The sequence below is a fragment of the Streptomyces pseudovenezuelae genome (assembly GCF_029892565.1).
GTDB classification, from domain to species: Bacteria; Actinomycetota; Actinomycetes; order Streptomycetales; family Streptomycetaceae; genus Streptomyces; species Streptomyces pseudovenezuelae_A.
Window position 1 is genome coordinate 351,123 of the sequence record NZ_JARXVH010000009.1, and the last position, 22,376, is coordinate 373,498.

Genomic DNA, 22,376 nt, shown 5'->3' on the forward strand with positions numbered 1-22,376 from the left:
ATGACCGAGAGCCTCCGCCGCAGCGGCGAGTACGAGAACCCGTACCAGGGCGAGCAGCAGCAGAACGCGTACGCCCAGCAGCAGAACGCCTCCTCCCCTGTGAACCCGGAGTGGCCGCCCCCGCCCGCGCAGCCGCCCGTTCACCAGCAGCCGGTCCAGCAGCCTCCGGTGGAGCCGGTCACCGTCGAGCCCGGCACGACGGTCTGGCCCGCCCAGTCCTCGCACGCCTCCGCTCCGGCCGGCTTCACCGCCGACGGTGCCGGGGCCGGGTACGGCGGTGACGGCAACGGCGGCGGTACGGCCGTGATGACCGCCGTACCCGCCGAGCCGGGCGGCGCCGCGCCGCACGCGAAGAAGCGGACCCGGGGCCCCATCGCCCTGCTGGCCGCCGTCGCGATCGTGGCCGCCGCGGTGGGCGGCGGTACCGCCTACGCCTTCCAGGAGCTGGCCGGCACCGACACGGTCGCCACCAGCTCGACGACCACCAGCGTCGTGCCGTCCAGCAAGAAGGGCGACGTCGCCACCATCGCCGCGACCGTCAGCCCGAGCGTGGTCGAGATCAGCGCCACCTCGAACGCCGGTCAGTCCACCGGCGCCGGCGTGATCATCACCAGCGACGGCGAGATCGTCACCAACAACCACGTCATCTCCGGCGCCAGCACGATCAAGGTGCAGACCAGCGACGGCAAGAGCTACACCGCGAAGGTCGTCGGCACCGACAGCAAGAAGGACCTCGCCCTGATCAAGCTGGAGAACGCCTCCGGCCTCAAGGCGGCCACCCTCGGCAACTCCGCCGGTGTGCAGGTCGGCGACCAGGTCGTCGCGATCGGCTCCCCCGAGGGCCTGACCGGCACAGTCACCAGCGGCATCGTCTCCGCCCTCAACCGTGACGTGACCGTCTCGACCGACGAGAGCCAGAGCCAGGGGCAGGGCCAGGGCGACGACCAGTGGCCCTTCCAGTTCGGCGGCCAGCAGTTCAACGGCGACACCGGCTCGTCCACCACGACCTACAAGGCGCTGCAGACCGACGCCTCGCTCAACCCGGGCAACTCCGGCGGCGCGCTGATCGACGCGAACGGCAACATCATCGGCATCAACTCCGCGATGTACTCGGCCGCTTCGTCGGCCTCCTCCACCGACGCCGGCAGCGTCGGCCTCGGCTTCGCCATCCCGATCAACACCGTCAAGTCCGACCTGGCCACACTGCGGGCCGGCGGCAGCGACAGCTGACCTTCGTTTCCTCGGCAACCAGCAGGGAGTACGTCATGAAGATCCAGCAGGTTTCGCACACCGGCGCCGCCACCGGCGCGGCCGACTCCGGCCTCGCCCTCGCGGTGGCGTACGAGCTGCACGCACCGGCGACCCGGGCCCCCGAGGTGGCGGTCGCGCACGGCGCCGGCCGCCGCGCCACGGCCCCGGCCCGCGCCCGTCGCCGCACCGCGACCCGCGGCTGAGTTCCGTCCCGCTCCGCCCTTTACGCACCCGCAGGGAAACATGCGAGGCTGATGACATTCAGCCCATGTCGTCCCACCGCACCCGAGGAATCCGAAGCCCATGAGCCCCGCCGATGGCGACCGTGACCCCCAGCGCATCCTGATCGTCGACGACGAGCCGGCCGTGCGCGAAGCACTCCAGCGCAGCCTCGCCTTCGAGGGGTACGACACCGAGGTCGCCGTGGACGGCGCGGACGCCCTGGAGAAGGCCACGGCCTACCAGCCCGACCTGGTCGTCCTCGACATCCAGATGCCGCGCATGGACGGCATGACCGCCGCGCGCCGCATGCGGGGCGCGGGCACGACGACACCGATCCTCATGCTGACCGCCCGTGACACGGTCGGCGACCGCGTCACCGGGCTCGACGCGGGCGCCGACGACTACCTCGTCAAGCCCTTCGAACTCGACGAACTCTTCGCCCGCATCCGCGCGTTGCTGCGGCGCAGCTCCTACGCTGCCGCCGCGGGCGCCGCCCAGGAGGACGAGGCACTCACCTTCGCGGACCTCCGGATGGATCTGGCGACGCGGGAGGTGACGCGGGCGGGGCGGCCGGTGGAACTGACCCGGACCGAGTTCACCCTGCTGGAGATGTTCATGGCGCATCCGCGCCAGGTGCTCACGCGCGAGCAGATCCTGAAGGCGGTCTGGGGCTTCGACTTCGAACCGTCGTCGAACTCGCTGGACGTGTATGTGATGTACCTGCGCCGGAAGACGGAGGCCGGGGGTGAGCCTCGGCTGGTGCACACGGTGCGGGGTGTGGGGTACGTGTTGCGGCAGGGTGGGGCGGAGTGAGGAAGGTTCTACGCCGGTTCCAGACACTGCCGATCCGGGCCCGGTTGTCGATGCTGGTCGCTGCGGCTGTCGCGTTCGCGGTGGCGGCGGTGTCGGTTACGTGCTGGTTCATCGTGCAGGGGAAGTTGTACGACCAGATCGACAACGAGCTTCAGACCCAGGCCGCCCGCCCGCAGCAGCGCAGCGTCATGGACGCCATCAACAACTGCAACCAGACCAATCCCTCGACGACCGACGAGGGCGGGCTGCGCGCGCCGTCCGAGTACTACTTCCAGCTGATCAAGTCGAACGGCGAGTCCTGTGTCCCCTCGGACTCTCCCGGCACGGTCAAGGCCGTCGGCGCCGACACGAACGTCGCCAAGAAGCCCAACGACGGCTACGGCTCCCTGCACAACGGCACCGACACCGACGGCAAGGACGTACGGGTACTGACGGTCCCCCTGGTGACCTTCAATGAAGCCGGCCAGCAAGTGGTGGTCCAGGGCGTGGCCGTTCTGTACGCCTTCCCGCTGAAGGGCACGCAGTCCACTCTCAACGAACTGGCTCTGATCCTCCTCGCCGTCTCCGGCGTCGGAGTGCTCGGCGCCGGCGCGGCCGGGCTCGCCGTGGCCCGCGCGGGCCTGCGACCCGTCGACAAGCTCACCGAAGCCGTCGAACAGGTCGCGCGCACGGAGGACTTGAGCATCCGCATCCCGGTCGAGGACGACAGCGAGGACGAAGTCGCCCGCCTCTCCCGCTCCTTCAACTCGATGACCTCCTCCCTGGCCAGCAGCCGCGAGCTCCAGCAGCAGCTGATCGCGGACGCCGGTCACGAACTGCGCACCCCCCTCACCTCCCTCCGTACGAACATCGAACTCCTCACCCGCAGCGAGGAGACCGGTCGCCCCATCCCGGAGGCGGACCGCAAGGCGCTGCTCGCCTCGGTGAAGGCGCAGATGACCGAACTGGCCGCCCTGATCGGCGACTTGCAGGAGCTGTCCCGCTCCGAAGGCCAGCGCGGCGAACGCGTGCAGTTCGTGTCGATGCAGGACACCGTCGAGGCGGCGCTGCGAAGGGCCCGGCTGCGCGGACCGGAGTTGACCATCAACGCCGACCTCCAGTCCTGGTACGTCCGGGCGGAGCCGTCGGCGTTGGAGCGGGCGGTGGTCAACATCCTCGACAACGCGGTGAAGTTCAGCCCCGAGGGCGGCACGATCGAGGTGCAGCTCGGCGACGGCGTCCTGACCGTCCGCGACCACGGCCCCGGCATCCCCGCCGAGGACCTCCCGCACGTCTTCGACCGCTTCTGGCGCTCCCCCAGCGCCCGCGCCCTCCCCGGCTCCGGCCTCGGCCTGTCCATCGTCGCCCGCACGATCCAACAGGCCGGCGGCGAGGTCACCCTGGCCCACGCACCCGGCGGCGGCACGGTGGCGACCGTACGGGTGCCCGGGGCGCCGACACCGCCGCCGGCCGACCCGCAGTAGGCGCGGGGGCGGATGCCAGGGGTGTCGAGCGCGAGTACGGGCGGCGCAGACCCGTGTCGTGGGGACGGCGCGACTTCCTGGTGATCACCGTGGGCTACCTGGTGAGTTCGACCCCGCGGGACTCCACGACGCCCGGTGGGCCAGGGCGCTCTTCCTGGGATCCCTGCTGACGCTGCTCGGCGTAGCCGCGGCGGCGGGCCTGGCACGACGTCTACGACATCCGGATCGAGCCCGCTCCGACGCGGCGCGAGGACGGCCCGCGCCTACCGACCTTCCTCTACGACAACGACGGCCGCCGCGTCCAGCTCCTCCAGCTCGACGACCGGCAGTCGCCGGACCTCGACACCGAGGTCGCCGATCCGCGTACCGCCGCCGCCCGGCACCGCGGCACCGGCTGGGAGCCGCGCCCCGGGGCCGAGGACCGCGTCCGGCGTCGCGTGGGACACCGCACGGCGTGGGTGCGGGCGCTCAACGGGGCTCTGTTCGTCCTGCTCGCCGCCCTGCCGCACTGGTGTTGGGAGTCCCAGGTGCCCTGGTATCTGCGGGAGACCTCACCGGTTCCCCCAGCTCACCCATAACCGCCTGCCAGGTCCCGCACAGCCGCTCGCCCCACCGTGTTCGAATGGCGCGGAAGATTCTGCTGGCCGACGACGACGAGGCCGTGCGAGACGGGGTCGGGCGGCTGCTGAGGTTCGAGGGGTACGAGACCGTCCTCGCGGGGGACGGCCGGGCCGCTCTCGACCTGATCGGGGTGCCCGAGGGGGAGCCCGATCTCGTCCTGATGGACGTGACCATGCCGGAGCTGGACGGGCTGGCCGCGACGCGGCGGATCCGGGCCTCCGGGTGCATGGTCCCGATCCTGATGCTCACCGGCCGGCACGCGGTCGGCGACCGGATCGTCGCCCTCGACAACGGCGCCGACGACTACCTGATGAAGCCCTTCGCCACGGAGGAACTCCTCGCCCGGGTACGGGCGTTGCTGCGCCGCGCCCCGCGCAGGTCCGCCGCCGATCCGAAGCGGGACCAGCGGCTCGACTTCCAGGACCTCGCGATGGACCTGCGGACGCGGACCGTCACCCGTGACGGCCGGCCGCTCGGGCTCACCAAGACCGAGTACCTGCTGCTCGAATACCTGATGCGGCATCCGGCGAGGGTGCTCAGCCGATCGCAGATCCTCAAGGACGTCTGGGGCTTCGACTTCGAACCGACGTCGAACACGCTGGACGTGTACGTGATGTACCTGCGGCGCAAACTGGAGAGCCGCGGCGAACCGCGGCTCATCCAGACCGTGCGGGGGCTCGGCTACTCGCTCCGGGTCACCACCTGAGGATCATCGTCTCGTCCAGCGCCGGCGGCAGGTCCGCCACCGCGTCCGGCAGCGGTTCGGCGAGCGCCGTGTAGGCGCCGTCGGCAGCCAGGAGTTCCTTGTGAGAGCCGGACTCCACCAGCCGGCCGCGGTCGACGACCAGGATGCGGTCCGCGTCCGGCGCGAGGCTCAGATCGTGCGTGATCATGATCGTCGTACGGCCCGCCATCAACTTGCGCAGGGGCTGCACCACTTGGCGGGCGGCCACCGCGTCCAGGCCCGCCGTCGGTTCGTCCAGGACGAGGACCGGTGCGGAGCGGAGCATGGCGCGGGCGATGGCGATGCGCTTGAGCTGGCCGCCGGAGAGGGCGGCCGTGCCGGGGGCGAGGTGGGTGTCGTAGCCCTCGGGCAGGGCGGTGACGAAGTTGTGCGCCGCCGCCTCGCGGGCCGCCTGCTCGATCTCCGCGTCGCTCGCGCCGGGGCGCCCGCAGGCGATGTTCTCGCGGATCGTGCCGTTCAGGATGAGCGTCTCCTGGGGCAGCAGCGCCACCTTCTCGCGCAGGAACTCCAGCCGCAGGTCGCGCAGCGGGACGCCGTCCAGGGTGATCACGCCCTGCGAGGGGTCGTAGAAGCGGGTCAGCAGTTTGGACAGGGTGGACTTGCCGGCGCCGCTGGCCCCGGTGACGATCACCAGCTCGCCGGGTCCCGCGCGGAAGGTGACGTCGCGCAGGGAGGCGCGGAGGGACTCGGGGTAGCGGAAGGAGACGTCGTGGAAGCCGACCCAGCCGCGCACGGGCCACTCGGCGACCGGTTCCGCGGGGTCGGTGACGGCCGGGCGGGTGTCGAGGATCTCGTTCAGGCGCTGGGCGCCGGCGGTGGCGGCGGTGAGGGTGAGGCCGAGCTGGCCGAGGCTGCGGACCGGCGGGTAGAGGTAGCCGATGAAGGCGGCGAAGGCCAGCAGTTGTCCGAGGGTCATGCGGCCCGCGGAGATCTCCCACACGCCGAGGCCGATCACCGTGAGGACGCAGAGCGTCTCTACGACCTCGACGAACTGCTCGTACATCTCGCTCAGTCGGGCCCCGCGGACCGATGCCTTCATCCAGGCCCGGGCCTCGACGTCGAGCCGCTTCTCCTCGTCGCGGCGGCGGTTGTAGGCCTGGGTGAGGACGACGTTGCCGAGGGACTCCTCGACCACGGACGTGATCGCGCCGTCGGCGACCCGTTCGTCCCGGGAGGCGTTGCGGATCCGGCCGGAGAAACGGCGGGCGGCGAGCAGGAAAAGGGGCGCCAGGACGAAGGTGACCAGGGCCAGGTCCCAGCGCAGATAGAGGGCGGCGCAGGAATAGAAGACCGCCGAGAAAGCGGCCGAGACCGTGCCGACCACACCGGAGACGACCATCTGCTCGATGGCCTCGACATCGCCGGTGAGCCGCTCGACGAGGTCGCCCTGGCGGTGCTTCTGGAAGAAGTCGGGGGGCAGGTCCTGGACATGCCGGAAGACGCCCGCGCGTAGCCGCAGGACGAATCTCTCCGCGGTCCAGGTGGCAAGGGAGTTGCCGAGGTAGCCGACCAGTGCGCCGAGTGCGGCCACGGCCAGCCAGGCGCCGGCCGGGCCCCAGAAGGCGGAGAGCGAACCGGCCTTCAGGGCGTTGTCGGTGAGCTCCGCGAACAGCAGGATCGAGGCGGTCTCGGCGAGCGCGGACACCACCACGCACCCGATGATCGCCAGCAGCCATCTGCGGTCGCCGCGGGTCAGCGGCCAGAAGCGCCGGAAGGCCTCGCGCACTTCCCTCATGGTCTACAACTCCCTTTTCGGGATCGGGGCCGGACATGGCCGAGGCGGGGCCCCGGTCGGGCGACTCTCCGACCGGTGACCCCGCCTCGTGGCGGGCCTCAGCCCTTGTGCGCGACGGGGCGCTTGGGGGCGGGCTTCTTCGGCGCCGGCTTCTTGGGGGCCGGAGCGGGCTTGTGGGCCTTCTTTACCGGGGTGATCTTATGGAAGCTCATCGCGGTCTCCTCAGGTTTCGGTTTCGGTTTCGGTTTTGCGTGTCGTTCGTTCTCGACATGGAAAACACTACGGCATTTCCGAAGCCAAAAAAGCCTTTCCGCCTTAGACCTCGATAAGGATAGATAGGAATTGCCTCTGAAAATAAACTCTCAGAGAAATCGCGGAACCGAACCCCCACTCACACAGGTTTTATGCAGCACATGCGAAAGGCGACCGCGTCGAGAAACGCGGTCGCCTTCGGAGATGTCGCAGGTGGAGCGAGAGACTACTGCACGATCGTGATCCGGTTCGGCGTCGGCGGCGCGAGCGGGCTGCTCGCCGACGAGTTGGCCGTCATGTACTGCTCCAGGGCCGTCAGGTCGTCCGTACCGACCAGGTCGCCGGTGCCCAGGCCGAGCGTGGTGAAGCCGTCGCCGCCGCCCGCGAGGAAGCTGTTGGTGGCGACGCGGTAGGTGGCGGCCGGGTCGATCGCCACGCCGTTCAGCTTGATGGAGTCCGTGACGACCCGGTCCGCGCCGGTCTTCGTCAGGTCCAGCGTGTAGGCCAGGTTGCCGGACGGCTGCAGGATCTTCGGCGCGCTCGCGTTCGACCCGCTGACCTGCTCCTTGAGCACCTGGATCAGCTGGGCGCCGGTGAAGTTCTGCAGGTTCACGGTGTTGGCGAACGGCTGCACGGTGAAGCCCTCGGCGTAGGTGACCACCCCGTCGCCCTCGGCGCCCGTGGTCGCGTAGGTGAGGCCCGCCCGGACCCCGCCCGGGTTCATCAGCGCGAGGTCGGTCTCCGCGTCGAGCGTCCTGCCGTACGCCAGTTGCGCGTCCGCGATCAGGTCACCCATCGGGGACTCGGTGCCGGTGCTCGGGACGTCGGCGGAGATGTAGCCGATCGCGCGGTTGCCGATGGGAGCGGCCAGGGTGTTCCACCTGCCGATCAGGCTGGTCATGTCGGCCGCCTTGGGGACGGTCCGGGTGACCACGTGGTTGGCCGACTTGACCGACGTACGGGCGATGTCACCGGTGCGACGGTCATAGGTGAGCGTGGTGTCCGTGTAGAGCCGGCCGAAGGACGCGGCCGAGGTGACCATGCGGGGGTTGCCCGCCGGGTCCGGGACCGTGCAGACGTACGCGGCGTGCGTGTGACCGGTGACCAGGGCGTCGACCGACGGCGAGATGTTCTTCGCGATGTCGACGATCGGTCCGGAGACACCGCTGCCCGCGCCCGAGGCGTCGCAGTTGTAGTTGTACGAGCCGGAGGCGGGCAGGCCGCCCTCGTGGATGAGCGCCACGATGGACTTCACGCCCTGCTTCTGCAGCTCCTTGGCGTACTTGTTGATCGTCTCGACCTCGTCCTTGAACTTGAGGCCCTTGACGCCCTCGGCGGAGACGACACCCGGGGTGTCCTCCAGGGTCACGCCGATGAAGCCGATCTTGACGTCCTTCTTCTTCCAGACGTAGTACGGCTTGAGGATCGGCTTGTTGGTCTTCTCGTCCAGGACGTTGGCCGCCAGGTAGGGGAAGTCGGCGCCCTTGAACTTCTTGTCCGTGTAGCAGCCCGCGGTGGGGTGGCAGCCGCCGTTCTGCAGACGGGCCAGTTCCTTGGCGCCCTCGTCGAACTCGTGGTTGCCCACCGAGGTGACGTCCAGGTCCAGCTTGTTCAGCGCCTCGATGGTGGGCTCGTCGTGGAAGAGGCCCGAGATCAGCGGGGAGGCGCCGACCATGTCGCCGCCGGCCGCGGTGACGGAGTACGCGTTGCCCTTGCGGGCCTCGCGCAGATGGGTGGCGAGGTACTCCACGCCGCCCGCGTCGATGGTCTTCGTGGTGCCGTCCGCCTGGAGTTCGGTGACGCGGCCCGACGAACCCGCCGGGGGCTCCAGGTTGCCGTGCAGGTCGTTGAAGGACAGCAGCTGGACGTCCTGGTAGCGGCTCGGCCGCGGCTTGCCGTGGTGACCGTGCCCGCTGTCGTGCGCGTCCGCCGGGATCGCGGCACCGAGGGCGCCCACGGTGGCGAGCGCGGCGCCCGCGGTCAGGATTCGGTACGCCCGTCTGCGGCGCGGATACGGCTGGGAAGTGGCTGGCATGCGCCCCCCTGTGGGTCTGCTGAGGAAGTGGCCCCGTCCGGGCGCAGCCTAGGGTCAACGCGCGTAGCGCGACAGGGGTTTCCGGGTTACATCCTGGTTTCCCTTTGCCCTTCTCTTTGCGGCCACTTTGCCGGTACCTCCGCTTACCCTCATACGCATGACCAGCGACGACACCGCCGGGTCCGACGGGACCCGCACCATCGAGAACCTCACCGCGCTCACCCCGCAGCAGACCGAGGCGGTGCTCGCGCTGCTCGCCGAGGCCGCCCGGCAGGACGGACAGCAGGCGGTGTCCGAACAGGGCCGGCTCCAACTGCGCGGCGGCGAGCGCACGGGCGTGACCCACCTCCTGCTGAGCGTCGGCGACGAGCTCGTCGGCTACGCGCAGTTGGAGGACACCGACCCGGTGGAGGCGCCGGCCGCCGAGCTGGTCGTGCACCCCGCGCACCGCGGGCACGGACACGGGCGGGCGCTGGGCTCGGCGCTGCTCGGCGCGTCCGGCAAGCGGCTGCGGGTGTGGGCCCACGGCGGCCACTCCGCCGCGCGGCACCTCGCGCAGGTCCTGGGGCTCACGCTCTTCCGCGAACTGCGGCAGATGCGGCGCCCGTTGACCGACCTGGACCTGCCCGACCCGGTGCTGCCCGAGGGCGTCACGGTTCGTGCCTTCCGGCCCGGCGTCGACGACTCGGCCTGGCTCGCGGTGAACTCCGCGGCGTTCGCCCACCATCCCGAGCAGGGGTCCCTCACGCAGCGGGACCTCGACGACCGGATGGCGGAGGCGTGGTTCGATCCCGCCGGGTTCTTCCTCGCCTTCCGCGGCGACGAACTCATCGGCTTCCACTGGACGAAGGTCCACGCGGAGGAGGGGCTCGGCGAGGTGTACGTGGTCGGGGTGCGGCCGGGGGCGCAGGGCGGCGGTCTGGGCAAGGCCCTGACGACGATCGGGCTTCGCCATCTCGCGGGTGAGGCGCTGCCGACGGCGATGCTTTACGTGGACGCCGATAACAAGGCGGCGGTGTCTGTGTACGAGCGGTTGGGGTTCGTCACGTACGAGACGGATCTGATGTACCGCACGGAGACGTGAGCGTCACCGGGGGCTGCGCCCCCAGACCCCGCTTCGGCCTGAACGGCCTCGTCCTCAAGCGCCGGACGGGCTGAAAGACACAGACCGACGTCTCACTCGCTCCGGCATGCACAGTCCCCACACCACCACCGCCCCCGCCAGCACCATCGCCCACCGATCGTGCGCCGTCGCCCACCGCTTGTCCTCCACCGCCACGAACAGCGCCCAACTCTCCGGCAGCAGCAGCGGGGTGAGGATCGCGAGGACCAGGAGGCCGGCCGCGACCGCCTGCCCCGGTTCCGCCTGGTCCGTCAGCCGGATCGCGGCCGTCGCTCCGGCGAGCGCGAGCGCGCAGGCCGCCCCCGCCTCCAGGGTGATGTCACCGACCGGAGGGCGGACGGACGACGGGACGAGCAGCAGCACCGCCGTCCACCACGAGGCGACGACCGGGAGGACGAGCGCTAGCCGCAGCCCGGCCCGCACCGGTCGCCGTACCGGCACCGCGGCGGTGGTGTGCCGGGCCGGGTCGTCCAGGACGAAGGCCAGCCCTAGGGCGATGACGAGGGCGGCGGTCCGCAGGAGGTTGACGGTCAGCCAGGTGGACGGCGCGTCCGCGATGCGGGTCACCCCGGCGAGCAGCAGCGCCAGGGCACCGCTCGCCAACAGCGCCCGCCAGGGCAGGGACCGCCATACGGGGAGCGTCAACTCCCGGATCAGGCCTCGCACTTGTCGCCCCCTCTCGTGAACGCGCCGCCGTCACGCAGCGAGCCGACAACCGCCCGCCTGCTCGCCCCGGCACCCGAGACGCGGGGCACCCACCCTGCCGGGAGCCTCAACTCACCGATCAGCCCTCGCACTTCTCGTCCTTCTCCTTCGGCACCGGCACACCCAGCAGCTCGGCGGCGCGCGCGGACGTCACCTTCGGGGAGGTCAACTCCGCCCAGTGCGCCTTGACCTGGGCGGCGACCGTCGCGCGGGGCTTGCCCAGCAGTTCGCGCACGACGGTCGTCGGGGCCGCGCCCATGGACAGCGGTTCGGTCCGGGAGACGACGATGGCCGAACCGGTGTCGCTGTCGTCGAGGCGGACGTTGCGCAGGGACTGCACCGGGTCGTCCTGGCCGGCCAGGGCGAGCCACATGACGGTGACCATGCGGCCGTCGCACAGCGCGCTCATCCCCTTCTCGTCGCCCGCGACCAGCACACCGGCGACGGCGACCGAGAACTCGGGGACGCGGTTGCCGCCCCAGGCGGTGCCGACGGTGACCTGATGGGGGGCGGTGGCCGGGTCGATCGCGCCGTCGCCGGTCAGGCCGTAGCGGGCCTCGATCCGCTGCCGTACGACGAGGGGCTGGTCGTGGGCGGTGCCGCCGGCCAGGGACCTGACCTCGTCCACGGCCTTGGCCCAGATGGCGGTCCGTGCCGTCCACTCCGGGAAGACGCAGTACGTCGATCCGTCCCGCTCGGCGCACTTCTGCGTCTTCTCCGGGGCGTTCGTGGCCTGTTCGCGGGCCGCCTGCGTCCGGCCGGGGAGGTCCACGGTCTGCGCGACACCGCCCGTCACCGCGAGGGCGAGTGCCCCGGCGGCGGCCACCCCGACCAGCCAGTTGCGCCCGGCGACCAGGACGGCGAGCAGCACCACGGTCAGCGCGAACCCGGCGAGGTAGAGGGCGTGCCAGGCGGCCGGGCGGCCGATCAGGTCGGAGGGGAGCGTGCTGCTGCTCGACTCGCTGACGATCGGCGCCAGCCAGCGCGTCCCGCGCTCGCCGGCCCCGGCGGGGAACGCCCCGGCGACGAACAGGAAGAGGAACAGCACGATGGCCAGCGGCGCGGCCATGGCCGACGGCATCAGGCGGGCCAGCAGCACACCGATCGCGCCGAACAGCAGCACCGTCAGCGGTCCGACGAGCAGTTCGGCCGGTGAGCCGCTGCCGACCGTGCCCGACTGCACTGCCGCCCAGCCGAACTGGCCGAGCACGACCAGCGCGGTGACCAGCGCCGCCGCGACGACGGACAGCGCGTGCGCCGCCGTACGCCAGCCGGGCGCCAGGACGAGGACCTCGAAGTGGCGTTCCGTGTCGTACCGCTTGGAGCGCAGCACCGCGTGGTTGGCGGACAGCAGCACCGCGAGGGCAACGAGCAGCGGGGCGGCCTGCGTTGCGCGGTCGACGTCCTGGAGCGCGGGGTAGCCGCCCTCGAAGTCGGGGGCGCGCCACACGGTCCAGCCGAGGTAGGCGGCGAACGCGACCAACACCGGGATACGGAGCAGCAGTCGGCGTGCCTCGAACAGGGTCAGGGCGATCATGGCCGCCCAGGAGCGGCGGGGACCGGGGGTCCGCACGGCCGCGGGGGCCTCTTGTGTCAGTACCGCGCTCATGCCGTCGCCACCTCCGCGCCCTTGCCGTCCAGGGTGAGCAAGTAGCCGTCTTCCAGGCTGGGTTCGACCAGGTCAGCGCCGGGCGGTGGGTCGCCGACGTTGCGGAAGGAGCCGACGCCGGTGCGCCAGCCCGCCTTCGCTCCGGGGTCGCGTTCGGCGCTGTTCCACACGTGTCCGGCGGCCCGCGCGGTCAGCTCGGCGGGGGTGCCGTCGAAGCGGACGGTGCCGGCGGCCATGACCAGGACCCGGTGGCAGAGCATCGCCACGTCCTCGGTCTGGTGGGTGGACAGCAGCACGGTCCGGCCCTCGCCGGCCCGGGCGATCAACTCCCGGAAGCGCATGCGCTGTTCGGGGTCCAGACCGACGGTCGGCTCGTCCAGGACGAGGAAGCCGGGGTCGCCGACGAGGGAGGCGGCGAGCGCCACCCGCTGCCGCATACCGCCGGACAGCTTCTTGATGCGCTTGCCGCGCACGTCGGCGAGGTCGACCTCGTCCAGCACGCGCCGCACCTCGCGGTGGCGGGCGGTCCGGTCGGTCAACTCCTTGAGGATCGCCACGTAGTCGACGAACTCGAAGGCCGTGAAGTCCGGGTGGAAGCCGGGCGTCTGCGGCAGATAGCCGAGCCGGCGCCGCACTTCCTGCCGCCCTGCCGCGCTGCCGGGGTCGTGCCCGAGCACGGTGAAGGCGCCGCGGTCCGCGGACACGGCGGTGGCCAGCACCCTCAACAGAGTGGTCTTTCCGGCCCCGTTGGGCCCGAGCAGCCCGGTGACGCCCTGGGTCAGCCGCAGCGACACGTCGTCGAGGGCGCGGGTACCGCCGTAGTGGAGGCTGAGCCCCGAGGCGGAGACGGTGGGTGTCATACGGCACTCCTGGAGAAGAAGACGTCGAAGCGGTCGCGGGCGAGGAAGAGCAGGCCCGCGGCGAGGGCGGCCACCGCGGCGGCGGCGCCCTGTCCGGCGGCGGTGAACTGCACGAGCGGTCCGTCGCCGCTCTCCCGGGCGATCGCGAGCAGGCCGATCCACACCCCGCCGACCAGCGAGGGCGCGAGAACCTGCCCGAGCCGCGGGGTGAGCGCGAGCCCGGTGGCGGTGAGCGCGAGGGCGGGCAGCAGCCAGGCCAGCGCGCGCAGTCCGTAGGCCGGCAGGGCGAGCGTGGCCAGGAGGTTGAGCCCGAGTCCGGTGACGAGCACGGCGACCGTACGGATCATCAGCAGCCGGAAGCCGTGCACGGGCGAGACGACCGCCATCTCGTACGTCGGGTCCAGCACGGGTCCGTACGCCAGCGCGACCCCGGCGAGCGGGAGCAGCGGCGCGAGGGCGAGAAACGCGGTGGGCGAGTCAGCCGTGTAGACCACGCCGACGGTCGCGACCAGCAGGAACACCATGGCCGCGAGCCACGAGCGGCGCAGTACCGGGGTGGCCGCGAGCAGCCGTGCGGTGTGGTCGGCGACCCCGGCCCGCACCAGCAGCCGCTCCCACAACCCCGGCCTGGGCGCGTCGAGTTCGGCGTCGATCCGGTCCCAGCCGGCGTCGACGCCCTCACTGACGGAGGCGAGCACGCCCCGGCACTCGGCGCAGCCGGTCAGGTGCGTGTCGGCGGACCAGAGCAGGGGCGGCGCCAACTCGCCCTGGGCGTAGGCCCGTAGGTCCTCGGCATCCACATGCCATGTCATGCCAGCGCCTCCCGCAGTTGCTTGCGGGCGCGCATCGCCCGCGTCTTTACCGTGCCGGCCGGAATCCCGAGCAGGACGGCCGCCTCCCGGGTGGTCAGCCCGTCGATGACCGTGGCCTGCAGGACGGCCCGCAGTTCCGGCGAGAGCCGGACGAGCGCGCCCGCCAGGTCCCCGTGCTCCACCCCCGCGAGCACGCGTTCCTCGGCGGACGCCTCGTCGCGGTGGCGCAGCCGGGCCAGCGTCTGCCGCAGCCGGCCGCGCGCCCCGTCACCGCGCAGCGCGTCGACCAGCCGCCGCGACCCGATCCGCCACAGCCACCCGGCCGCGTCACCGGTGCCGGCGGCCTCCTCCCGATAGCGGGCCTTGCCCCGCCACACCGCGAGGAACGTCTCCTGTACGACGTCGTCGACGACCCCGGCGTCGGCGCAGCGGCCGCGCAGCCGGGCGGTCAGCCAGGGGGCGTACCGGCGGTACAGCTCCTCGAAGGCGCGCCGGTCGGAGTCCGCGGCGATGGCCCGCAGCAGCTCCGCGTCGCTTCTCGTTTCGCTCACGTCTCCTCTTCGCACCGGCCCGCCCGTCCGGTTCACGAAACCACGCTTGACTTTCCGGCCCTCCCTACACCACCCTTTCACTACTCAATTAGTGAAAGGGTGGTGGAACGGGTGGTCGAGTACCGCATCGACCGGCGCTCCGGCGTCTCCACCTACGTCCAGATCGTCCAGCAGACCAAGCAGGCCCTCCGGCTGGGCCTGCTGGAACCGGGGGACAGACTGCCCACCGCACGCGAGGTGGTCGAGGCCACCGCGATCAACCCCAACACGGTCCTCAAGGCCTACCGGGAGCTGGAGCGCGAGGGCCTGGTCGAGGCCCGCCGGGGCCTGGGCACCTTCGTCCGGCGCTCACTGGGCACCGCCCCGGCCGCCGAGTCCCCGCTCCGCGACGAACTGGACGCCTGGGCCGGGAGGGCCCGCGAGGCCGGTCTCGACCGGGACGACATGGCCGCGCTCTTCACCGCCGTACTCGAAAAGCACTTCCAGGGAGACCTCACATGACCGACACCGCGGGCCTCGCCATGGAGGCGGCCGATCTGGGCAGGCGTTTCGGCCGGGCCCGGCTGTCCCCGGCCTGGGCGCTGCGCGGCTGTGCCTTCCAGTTGCCCGCCGGCCGGGTCTGCGCGGTCGTCGGCCACAACGGCGCCGGCAAGTCCACGCTGCTCGCCCTGGCCGCCGGGCTGCTGGTCCCGACCGAGGGCACGATCCGCGTGCTGGGCACGGACCCGGCATCGGCGCGGGCCCGCGTGGGTTTCGTCTCGCAGGAGAAGCCGCTGTACCCGCAGCTCACCATCGCGGAGACGCTCCGCATGGGCGCCGACCTCAACCCCGATCACTGGGACGCGGCGACCGGCGAGCGGATCGTGGCCGACGGCGACCTCGACCCGAAGTCCCGCATCCGCGCCCTCTCCGGCGGCCAGCGCACCCGAGTAGCCCTCGCCCTGGCCCTGGCCAAACGCCCCGACCTGCTCCTCCTCGACGAGCCGATGGCCGACCTCGACCCGCTGGCCCGCCACGAACTCATGGGCGTCCTCATGTCCCAGGCCGCCCAGCACGGCACCACGATCGTCATGTCCTCCCACGTCGTGGCCGAACTGGAGGGCTCCTGCGACCACCTCCTGCTGATCGGCGCGGGGCGCGTCCGCTTGTCCGGCGAGATAGACGACGTCCTGACGGCCCACGCCCGGCTGTCCGGCCCGGCGGGCACGCCCCTCGCCCCGCACACGGTCATCGAGTCCCGCACGACGGGCCGCCAACTGACCGCCCTGGTCCGCAAGTCGGGCCCCCTCCCGACAGACCTCCACCCGGCCACCCCCTCCCTGGAGGAACTGGTCCTGGGCTACCTGCGCAATCCGGGGACGTCGGTCACGACGACGTCCCCGAGCGAGAAGGCGGCGGCATGACGACGCCGTTCCACCGCCCCATCGCACCCGCAGCCACCACCCGCGGACCCGCAGCCGCCGACGGCGAACCCGCCCCACAGGGGCCACCCGCACCCGACAACGAATTCTGCACGGCTGGTGCGGGTGGGAACTCCAGGGCCGATGGCGAAGCCGAGGCCGAAGTGGCGCCCACCACCACCCCGTCCCATCACAAGAAGGCCGCGATATGACCGCCCTGTCCGTATCCGTCAACACCGGGCACCCGACATCGCCGCGCCTGCTGAGGTGGCTGGTCCGACTGCACCGCCCGGCCCTGTGGAGCTGGCTCGGCATCGTGGTCGTACTCAGCGGCGCGTTGCTGTGGCTGGGAGGCCCGCTCACCGACGCCTCGGCCGCGGCCTGGCGACAGTTCAACGCGTGCGGGATGGGCACGTGCCACTACGACCAGGACTCGATCACCCGCTACAAGGACGCCTACAACTACCTGACGTACGCCGTCCTCGTAGTGCCCTTCGCCGTCGCGGCCTGGGCCGGCGGATCACTCGTAGGCCGCGAAATGGAGAGCGGCACAGCCCAGCTGGCCTGGACCCAGGGCGTGAGCCCCACGCGCTGGCTGGCCACCAAGCTCGCCGCCCCGGCCGTCCTGGTCGCCGCGGGCACCGGCCTGCTCGCCCTGCTGCACCACTGGGCCTGGTCAGCGGGCGAGGGCCGGATCGACACGACGAAGCCCTGGTCCAGCTTCGAGACCTTCTACGCCAACGGGCCCGTGCCGGTCGCCCTGGCCCTGACCGGCCTGGCCGGCGGCGCCCTCATCGGCCTGATCGCACGGCGGTCGCTGGCCGCACTCGTCGGCGGCCTCTGCTTCACCGCCTTCGCGTGGTCCGCCACCCAGCTCGCCATGCCCCACCTGTGGCCCACGGCCACCAGCGTCACCAGCCTGCGCCACAACGGCCCCTCCGGCGCGGGCATCACGCTCTCCTCAGGCCTGCTGACCTCCGGCGGCGACCGTATCGCCGACCCGTACTGCGGCAGCGACCTCTCCCTGCAGTGCAAGGACCTGTACACCAGCCTGGACGCCGTCTCCTTCTACAAGGACTACCACCCCGAGTCCCACTTCTGGCCCCTGCAGCTGATGGCCTCCGGCGTGCTCCTGGTCCTCGCCGCCCTCCTCACCCTGGCGGTCTTCCGCCTGCTGAAGCACCGGACCGCGTCATGACCGCCGCCCGTCTGCCCCGCGTGGTGCTGCGCCTGCACCGCACGGCCCTGATCGTGTGGACCCTCTTCGTCCTGGGCGCCGTCGCCTTCCTGGTCTGGCTCAACGAGGTCGAAGCGGACCGCGTGCAGGCGCAGACGACGTTGTGCAGGCACGCCAGCACCTACTGCGCGAACGTCTTCGCCTCGCTCGACTACAGCTCGCCCATGGGCTGGATCAGCAGCGTCGTCTACTACAGCTTCTGGGGCGTCGCCGCCTGGGCCGGCGCCGCCCTGATCGGCCGCGAACTGGAGAGCGGCACCGCACAGCTCGCCTGGACCCAGGGCGTGAGCCCCACCCGCTGGCTCGCCACCAAGCTCGCCCTGCCCGCGCTGGCGCTGACGGTCGGCGGCACGCTGTTCGTGTTCGTCTTCCGCTGGGGCTGGTCGGCCCACCGCGACCTGATGGGCGACGACTGGACCTTCAACGACGTCTTCGCGGCCCGCGGCCCGGCCCTGGTGGCCTGGAGCCTGTGCGCCCTCGCGGTCGGCACCCTCACCGCGCTCCTGCTGCGCCGCTCGCTGCCGGCCCTGGCCGTCTCGGTCTCCGTGATGGTCGTACTCAACCGGTACATGGAGAAGCACCGCACGGACCTGTGGCCCAACACGCCCACCGACCGCAGCCGGCACCCCGCGTCCCACTTCTGGCCCATGAACCTGATCGAGACCGGCATCCTCCTCACGATCGCCGCCCTCAGCACGACCGCCGCCTTCTGGTCGCTGCGCCGCCGCACGGCCTGAGTACCGCGTTCGCGTACGTCCTTTCCACGGGGAAGGGACGTACGTATCCTCCGCAGGCGGCTCCCAGCGGGCCATTACGCCGCGTCGGCCGACGTGGACGCCCGGGAGCCGCCTCGCGATATCCCGCACGCCATGTCGCCGTAACCAACGGTTCAGACGGGCTTGCGAGGCTCGGCCAATGACGCCCGCCGTGCCAGAGCCTTCGCCGCCCCCAGAGGCGACCGCGGGGAACGGGGACGCCCTGCTGCCCTTGGCCGCACTCCCGCCCGCCGCTTCCGACGCGCCCGTAAGGCCGGTGGCGCGAAAGAATGGGTCCATGAGTCAGCCGAACCCCCAGGCACAGGTCCAGCACGCGCAGCCCTCCGTGGGCTCCATAGCCGCGCACCGCCCGCACACGGTGTCCGCCGCGGTCTCCGACCTGGAGCCCGACATCGACGCCGACCTCGACGAGTACGAGGAGTCGCCGTACGACGGGCCCCAGCTGCCGCAGGGCCGCTTCCTCGACCGGGAGCGCAGCTGGCTGGCGTTCAACGAACGCGTCCTCGAACTCGCCGAGGACCCGAACACGCCCCTCCTGGAGCGGGCGAACTTCCTCGCGATCTTCGCCAGCAACCTGGACGAGTTCTTCATGGTCCGGGTGGCCGGCCTCAAGCGCCGTATCGCCACCGGCGTGGCCACCCGCTCCGCCTCCGGCCTGCAGCCGCGCGAAGTGCTGGAGATGATCTGGGCCCGCTCCCGCGAGCTGATGGCACGGCACGCCGCGACCTACCACGAGGACATCGCCCCCGCGCTCGCGGAGGAGGGCATCCACCTGGTCCGCTGGAGCGAGCTGACCGAGAAGGAACAGGCCCGCCTCTTCACACTGTTCCGGCACCAGATCTTCCCGGTCCTCACGCCGCTGGCCGTCGACCCCGCGCACCCCTTCCCGTACATCTCGGGTCTCTCGCTCAACCTCGCGGTCGTCGTCCGCAACCCCGTCAGCGGCCACAAGCACTTCGCCCGCGTGAAGGTGCCGCCGCTGCTGTCCCGCTTCCTGGAGAGCTCTCCGGGCCGCTACGTCCCCGTCGAGGACGTCATCGCCGCCCACCTGGAGGAGCTGTTCCCGGGCATGGAGGTGCTGGAGCACCACACCTTCCGGCTGACCAGGAACGAGGACCTGGAGGTCGAGGAGGACGACGCCGAGAACCTGCTCCAGGCGCTGGAGAAGGAGCTCATGCGGCGCCGCCTCGGGCCGCCGGTGCGTCTGGAGGTCGAGGAGTCCATCGACCGCGAGGTGCTCGACCTGCTGGTGCGCGAGCTGAAGATCAGCGAGGCCGAGGTGTACCCGCTGCCGGGTCCGCTCGACCTCACCGGCCTCTTCCGCATCCACCGCCTGGACCGCCCCGAGCTGAAGTACGGGAAGTTCATCGCCGGCGTGCACCGCGATCTCGCCGAGGTCGAGTCGGCCTCCTCGCCGGACATCTTCGCCGCCCTGCGCAACCGGGACGTGCTGCTGCACCACCCCTACGACTCGTTCTCGACCTCCGTGCAGGCCTTCCTCCAGCAGGCCGCCGAGGACGACGACGTCCTGGCCATCAAGCAGACCCTGTACCGGACCTCCGGCGACTCCCCGATAGTCGACGCGCTCATCGACGCCGCCGAGTCCGGCAAGCAGGTCCTGGTGCTGGTCGAGATCAAGGCCCGCTTCGACGAGCACGCCAACATCAAGTGGGCGCGCAAGCTGGAAGAGGCCGGCTGCCACGTGGTCTACGGCCTGGTCGGCCTCAAGACCCACTGCAAGCTGTCCCTGGTGGTCCGCCAGGAAGGCGACACGCTACGGCGCTACAGCCACGTCGGCACCGGCAACTACCACCCCAAGACGGCCCGTCTCTACGAGGACCTCGGCCTGCTCACGGCCGACCCGCAGGTCGGCGCGGACCTCTCCGACCTCTTCAACCGGCTCTCCGGCTACTCGCGCCGCGAGACCTACCGCCGCCTCCTGGTCGCCCCCAAATCCCTGCGGGACGGCCTGATCGCGCGGATCAACAAGGAGGTCCAGCACCACCGTGCCGGACGTCCCGCGTTCATCCGTATCAAGGTCAACTCGATCGTCGACGAGGCACTCATCGACGCGCTGTACCGGGCGTCCCAGGCAGGCGTACCGATCGACGTGTGGGTACGCGGCATCTGTGCCGTCCGCCCGGGCGTCACGGGCCTCTCGGAGAACATCCGGGTCCGCTCGATCCTCGGCCGCTTCCTGGAACACTCCCGGGTCTTCGCCTTCGGCAACGGCGGCGAACCCGAGGTGTGGATAGGCAGCGCCGACATGATGCACCGCAACCTCGACCGCCGTATCGAGGCCCTGGTCAGGGTCACCGACCCGGCCCACCGCGCAGCCCTGAACCGGCTGTTGGAGACCGGCATGTCCGAGACCACCGCTTCCTGGCACCTCGGCCCGGACGGCGAATGGATCCGGCATGCCACCGACGCGGACGGTGGGCCCCTGCGCAACATCCAGGAGATGCTCATAGACGCCCGGAGGCGCCGGCGTGGCACAGCAACACCTTGACCCGACGGACCCCACGGCCGGGACCGCCCCCACCGGGGACGCCCTCGCGGGCTACCTGCGGGCCCAGGCCACGGAGTTCCTCCGCGCCCTGCGGCTGCACCGGGAGACCGGCAGCGGCCCCAACGGCACGGCGGAGGCCGTCGACGCGGCGCGCGCCCTGCGCCGCTCGGTCCGCCGCATCAGCGGCAGCCTGCACACCTTCCGTCCCCTGCTGGAAACCGACTGGTCGGAGAGCCTGCGCCCCGAACTCGCCTGGCTGTCCGGCACGTTGTCGATGGAGCACGCCTACGCGGCCCGCCTCGACCGGCTGCTGCTCGCGCTGCACCGGCTGTCGGGGGCGGCGGTGTTCCCCGCGCAGTCCGCGGGCGGCCCGGCCCCCGCCGCCCGGTCCGACCTGACGAGCGCGGAGCGCGGCAACCTCACCGTGGGCGCCGCCAAAGCGGGCGCGCTCCTCGAACGGCAGCTCACCCTGGCCCGGACCCGGGCCCACAGCACCGCCCTGCAGGCGCTCGGCTCCTCCCGCTTCCACGCCGTCGCCGACAAGGTCGCCGTCCTGGCCAGCGAGGTCCCGCTCACCCCGACCGCCGCCGGCGCCGACCTGAGCCCGCTGGCCACCGCGGCCCAGGAACGGCTCACCGACGCCGTGACCGGACTGCCGCTGGTCACCGCCGGGCACCCCTACAACGCGGAGGCCCTGATCCACGGCCTCTCCCCCGACCCGGCCCCGCATCCGCAGGACGCCCCCTGGCACCAGGTCCGCCTACTGCTGCGCCTGCACCGCTACTCCCGCGAGGTCCTCCTCGGCGACACCGCCCTGGTCGACGTCCGCCTGCTCGACGCGGGCCAGGCCCTGGACCGGCACCGGGACGCCTCGGAGGCGGCCGCCGCCGCGGCCTCGGCGGCCCGCACCCCACGCATCGCCCCGGCGACGGCGTACGCCCTCGGCGTGCTCCACGCCGACCAGCGCCACGAGGTCGAGGGCGCCCGTTTCGTCTTCCAGCAGGCATGGCAGAGGCAGGAGGTGCGCGCCAGTTGACCCAGACCGACAACACCCTGATCCAGGCGGCCGGCGGAGTGCTGTGGCGGCACTCCCCCGTCGACGCCGAGCTTGAGGTCTGCCTGGTCCACCGGCCGAAGTACGACGACTGGTCCCACCCCAAGGGCAAGCTGAAGCGCGGGGAGGAACCGCTCGCGGCGGCCCTGCGCGAGGTCGCGGAGGAGACGGGGTACACGGCGGATCCGGGTACGGAACTGTCCACCGTGCGCTACTTCGTGGCCGGGCGCCCCAAGCAGGTGCGCTACTGGGCGGCCGAGGCCGTCTCCGGCGGGTTCGCCCCGAACGAGGAGGTGGACCGCATCCTGTGGCTCTCCCCCGGCGCGGCCCGCAGCCGCCTGACCCAGTTCCGTGACCGGGGCCTGGTCGACGAACTGCTGACGACCCTGCGTCACGCCTGAACGTTCAGGTGCCCCTCGGCGTCCGTCCTGGCCCTGCTGCGGGCTCTGCGGGCCGGCCCGCGCCAGCCGCAGGTGCAGCGGGCGAAGCAGAACCTGCCCTGTTCGACGGTCGTCGTCCGATGTTCCTCGTGCGGCACACCGACAACGCTACCCATGCCGGGTAAAGCGCTGGTATGCGCGTGACGGCACCCCCCACCTCTCG

The 22,376-nt window shown here is 71.7% G+C and carries 21 protein-coding genes; 13 read left to right on the forward strand and 8 right to left on the reverse strand.

Going from position 1 to position 22,376, the window contains the following annotated elements:
• The 4 genes from M2283_RS29240 to M2283_RS29255 all read left to right on the forward strand — a co-directional run bounded on the left by M2283_RS29240 (position 1) and on the right by M2283_RS29255 (position 3,749).
• The gene (locus M2283_RS29240; RefSeq protein WP_280879405.1) at positions 1 to 1,230 is read left to right on the forward strand and encodes a S1C family serine protease; all 1,230 of its coding nucleotides are present in this window, start codon (positions 1 to 3) and stop codon (positions 1,228 to 1,230) included.
• Positions 1,231 to 1,265: 35 nt separating this feature from the next.
• The gene (locus tag M2283_RS29245) at positions 1,266 to 1,454 is read left to right on the forward strand and encodes a hypothetical protein (protein ID WP_280879406.1); all 189 of its coding nucleotides are present in this window, start codon (positions 1,266 to 1,268) and stop codon (positions 1,452 to 1,454) included.
• Between the two features lie 100 nt (positions 1,455 to 1,554).
• On the forward strand, positions 1,555 to 2,286 hold the full coding sequence (locus tag M2283_RS29250; protein ID WP_123996621.1) for a response regulator transcription factor: 732 nt from the start codon (positions 1,555 to 1,557) through the stop codon (positions 2,284 to 2,286).
• Positions 2,283 to 3,749, forward strand: a complete 1,467-nt coding sequence (locus M2283_RS29255) for a sensor histidine kinase (RefSeq protein ID WP_280879407.1) — start codon at positions 2,283 to 2,285, stop codon at positions 3,747 to 3,749. Before M2283_RS29250 ends, M2283_RS29255 begins: the two co-directional genes overlap by 4 nt.
• Before the next feature lie 263 nt (positions 3,750 to 4,012).
• Here the strand turns inward: M2283_RS29255 and M2283_RS29260 are convergent, their stop codons facing one another.
• Positions 4,013 to 4,195, reverse strand: a complete 183-nt coding sequence (locus M2283_RS29260) for a hypothetical protein (RefSeq protein WP_280879408.1) — start codon at positions 4,193 to 4,195, stop codon at positions 4,013 to 4,015.
• Between the two features lie 176 nt (positions 4,196 to 4,371).
• On the opposite strand from M2283_RS29260, the gene M2283_RS29265 reads away from it, so the two are divergent.
• Positions 4,372 to 5,076 (forward strand): response regulator transcription factor, encoded by a 705-nt coding sequence (locus tag M2283_RS29265; protein WP_280879409.1) that lies wholly within the window; start codon positions 4,372 to 4,374, stop codon positions 5,074 to 5,076.
• Here M2283_RS29265 and M2283_RS29270 read toward each other — a convergent pair.
• Positions 5,066 to 6,850: an ABC transporter ATP-binding protein gene (locus M2283_RS29270; protein WP_280879410.1), complete on the reverse strand. Its 1,785-nt coding sequence runs from the start codon at positions 6,848 to 6,850 to the stop codon at positions 5,066 to 5,068. The genes M2283_RS29265 and M2283_RS29270 overlap by 11 nt on opposite strands.
• A 478-nt stretch (positions 6,851 to 7,328) precedes the next feature.
• Positions 7,329 to 9,137 carry a bifunctional metallophosphatase/5'-nucleotidase gene (locus M2283_RS29275; RefSeq protein WP_280879411.1) on the reverse strand — a complete coding sequence of 603 codons (1,809 nt, stop codon included), beginning with the start codon at positions 9,135 to 9,137 and terminating at the stop codon, positions 7,329 to 7,331.
• A gap of 157 nt (positions 9,138 to 9,294) precedes the next feature.
• Here M2283_RS29275 and mshD point away from each other — a divergent pair, with 157 nt between their 5' ends.
• Entirely contained in the window at positions 9,295 to 10,221 is a 927-nt protein-coding gene (mshD, locus tag M2283_RS29280; protein WP_280879412.1) for a mycothiol synthase, read from the forward strand.
• 54 nt (positions 10,222 to 10,275) lie between these two features.
• On the opposite strand, the gene M2283_RS29285 is transcribed toward mshD, so the two are convergent.
• The 5 genes from M2283_RS29285 to M2283_RS29305 form a co-directional block, all read right to left on the reverse strand.
• Complete coding sequence (locus M2283_RS29285) at positions 10,276 to 10,926, reverse strand: ABC transporter (protein WP_280879413.1); 651 nt, start codon at positions 10,924 to 10,926, stop codon at positions 10,276 to 10,278.
• 118 nt (positions 10,927 to 11,044) lie between these two features.
• On the reverse strand, positions 11,045 to 12,574 hold the full coding sequence (locus M2283_RS29290; protein WP_280879414.1) for an ABC transporter permease: 1,530 nt from the start codon (positions 12,572 to 12,574) through the stop codon (positions 11,045 to 11,047).
• Complete coding sequence (locus M2283_RS29295) at positions 12,571 to 13,434, reverse strand: ABC transporter ATP-binding protein (RefSeq protein WP_280879415.1); 864 nt, start codon at positions 13,432 to 13,434, stop codon at positions 12,571 to 12,573. Before M2283_RS29295 ends, M2283_RS29290 begins: the two co-directional genes overlap by 4 nt.
• A complete protein-coding gene (locus M2283_RS29300) occupies positions 13,431 to 14,246 on the reverse strand; it encodes a zf-HC2 domain-containing protein (protein WP_280879416.1) in 816 nt (271 codons plus the stop codon). Before M2283_RS29300 ends, M2283_RS29295 begins: the two co-directional genes overlap by 4 nt.
• Positions 14,243 to 14,797, reverse strand: a complete 555-nt coding sequence (locus M2283_RS29305) for an RNA polymerase sigma factor (RefSeq protein ID WP_280879417.1) — start codon at positions 14,795 to 14,797, stop codon at positions 14,243 to 14,245. The genes M2283_RS29300 and M2283_RS29305 overlap by 4 nt, the downstream gene beginning before the upstream one ends.
• A 111-nt stretch (positions 14,798 to 14,908) precedes the next feature.
• Between M2283_RS29305 and M2283_RS29310 the strand changes: the two genes are divergently transcribed.
• From M2283_RS29310 to M2283_RS29340, 7 genes are all read left to right on the forward strand, one after another.
• Positions 14,909 to 15,298, forward strand: coding sequence for a GntR family transcriptional regulator (locus M2283_RS29310; protein ID WP_432423140.1), 390 nt, complete (start codon positions 14,909 to 14,911; stop codon positions 15,296 to 15,298).
• Complete coding sequence (locus tag M2283_RS29315; protein ID WP_280879419.1) at positions 15,295 to 16,200, forward strand: ABC transporter ATP-binding protein; 906 nt, start codon at positions 15,295 to 15,297, stop codon at positions 16,198 to 16,200. Before M2283_RS29310 ends, M2283_RS29315 begins: the two co-directional genes overlap by 4 nt.
• Before the next feature lie 205 nt (positions 16,201 to 16,405).
• Positions 16,406 to 17,395: an ABC transporter permease gene (locus tag M2283_RS29320; RefSeq protein WP_280879420.1), complete on the forward strand. Its 990-nt coding sequence runs from the start codon at positions 16,406 to 16,408 to the stop codon at positions 17,393 to 17,395.
• Complete coding sequence (locus M2283_RS29325) at positions 17,392 to 18,171, forward strand: hypothetical protein (RefSeq protein WP_280879421.1); 780 nt, start codon at positions 17,392 to 17,394, stop codon at positions 18,169 to 18,171. Before M2283_RS29320 ends, M2283_RS29325 begins: the two co-directional genes overlap by 4 nt.
• 316 nt (positions 18,172 to 18,487) lie before the next feature.
• Positions 18,488 to 20,719 (forward strand): RNA degradosome polyphosphate kinase, encoded by a 2,232-nt coding sequence (locus M2283_RS29330; protein ID WP_280879422.1) that lies wholly within the window; start codon positions 18,488 to 18,490, stop codon positions 20,717 to 20,719.
• Positions 20,700 to 21,755 (forward strand): CHAD domain-containing protein, encoded by a 1,056-nt coding sequence (locus tag M2283_RS29335; RefSeq protein ID WP_280879423.1) that lies wholly within the window; start codon positions 20,700 to 20,702, stop codon positions 21,753 to 21,755. Before M2283_RS29330 ends, M2283_RS29335 begins: the two co-directional genes overlap by 20 nt.
• Positions 21,725 to 22,174: an NUDIX hydrolase gene (locus M2283_RS29340; protein WP_432423138.1), complete on the forward strand. Its 450-nt coding sequence runs from the start codon at positions 21,725 to 21,727 to the stop codon at positions 22,172 to 22,174. Before M2283_RS29335 ends, M2283_RS29340 begins: the two co-directional genes overlap by 31 nt.
• The last annotated feature ends 202 nt before the right edge of the window (positions 22,175 to 22,376 follow it).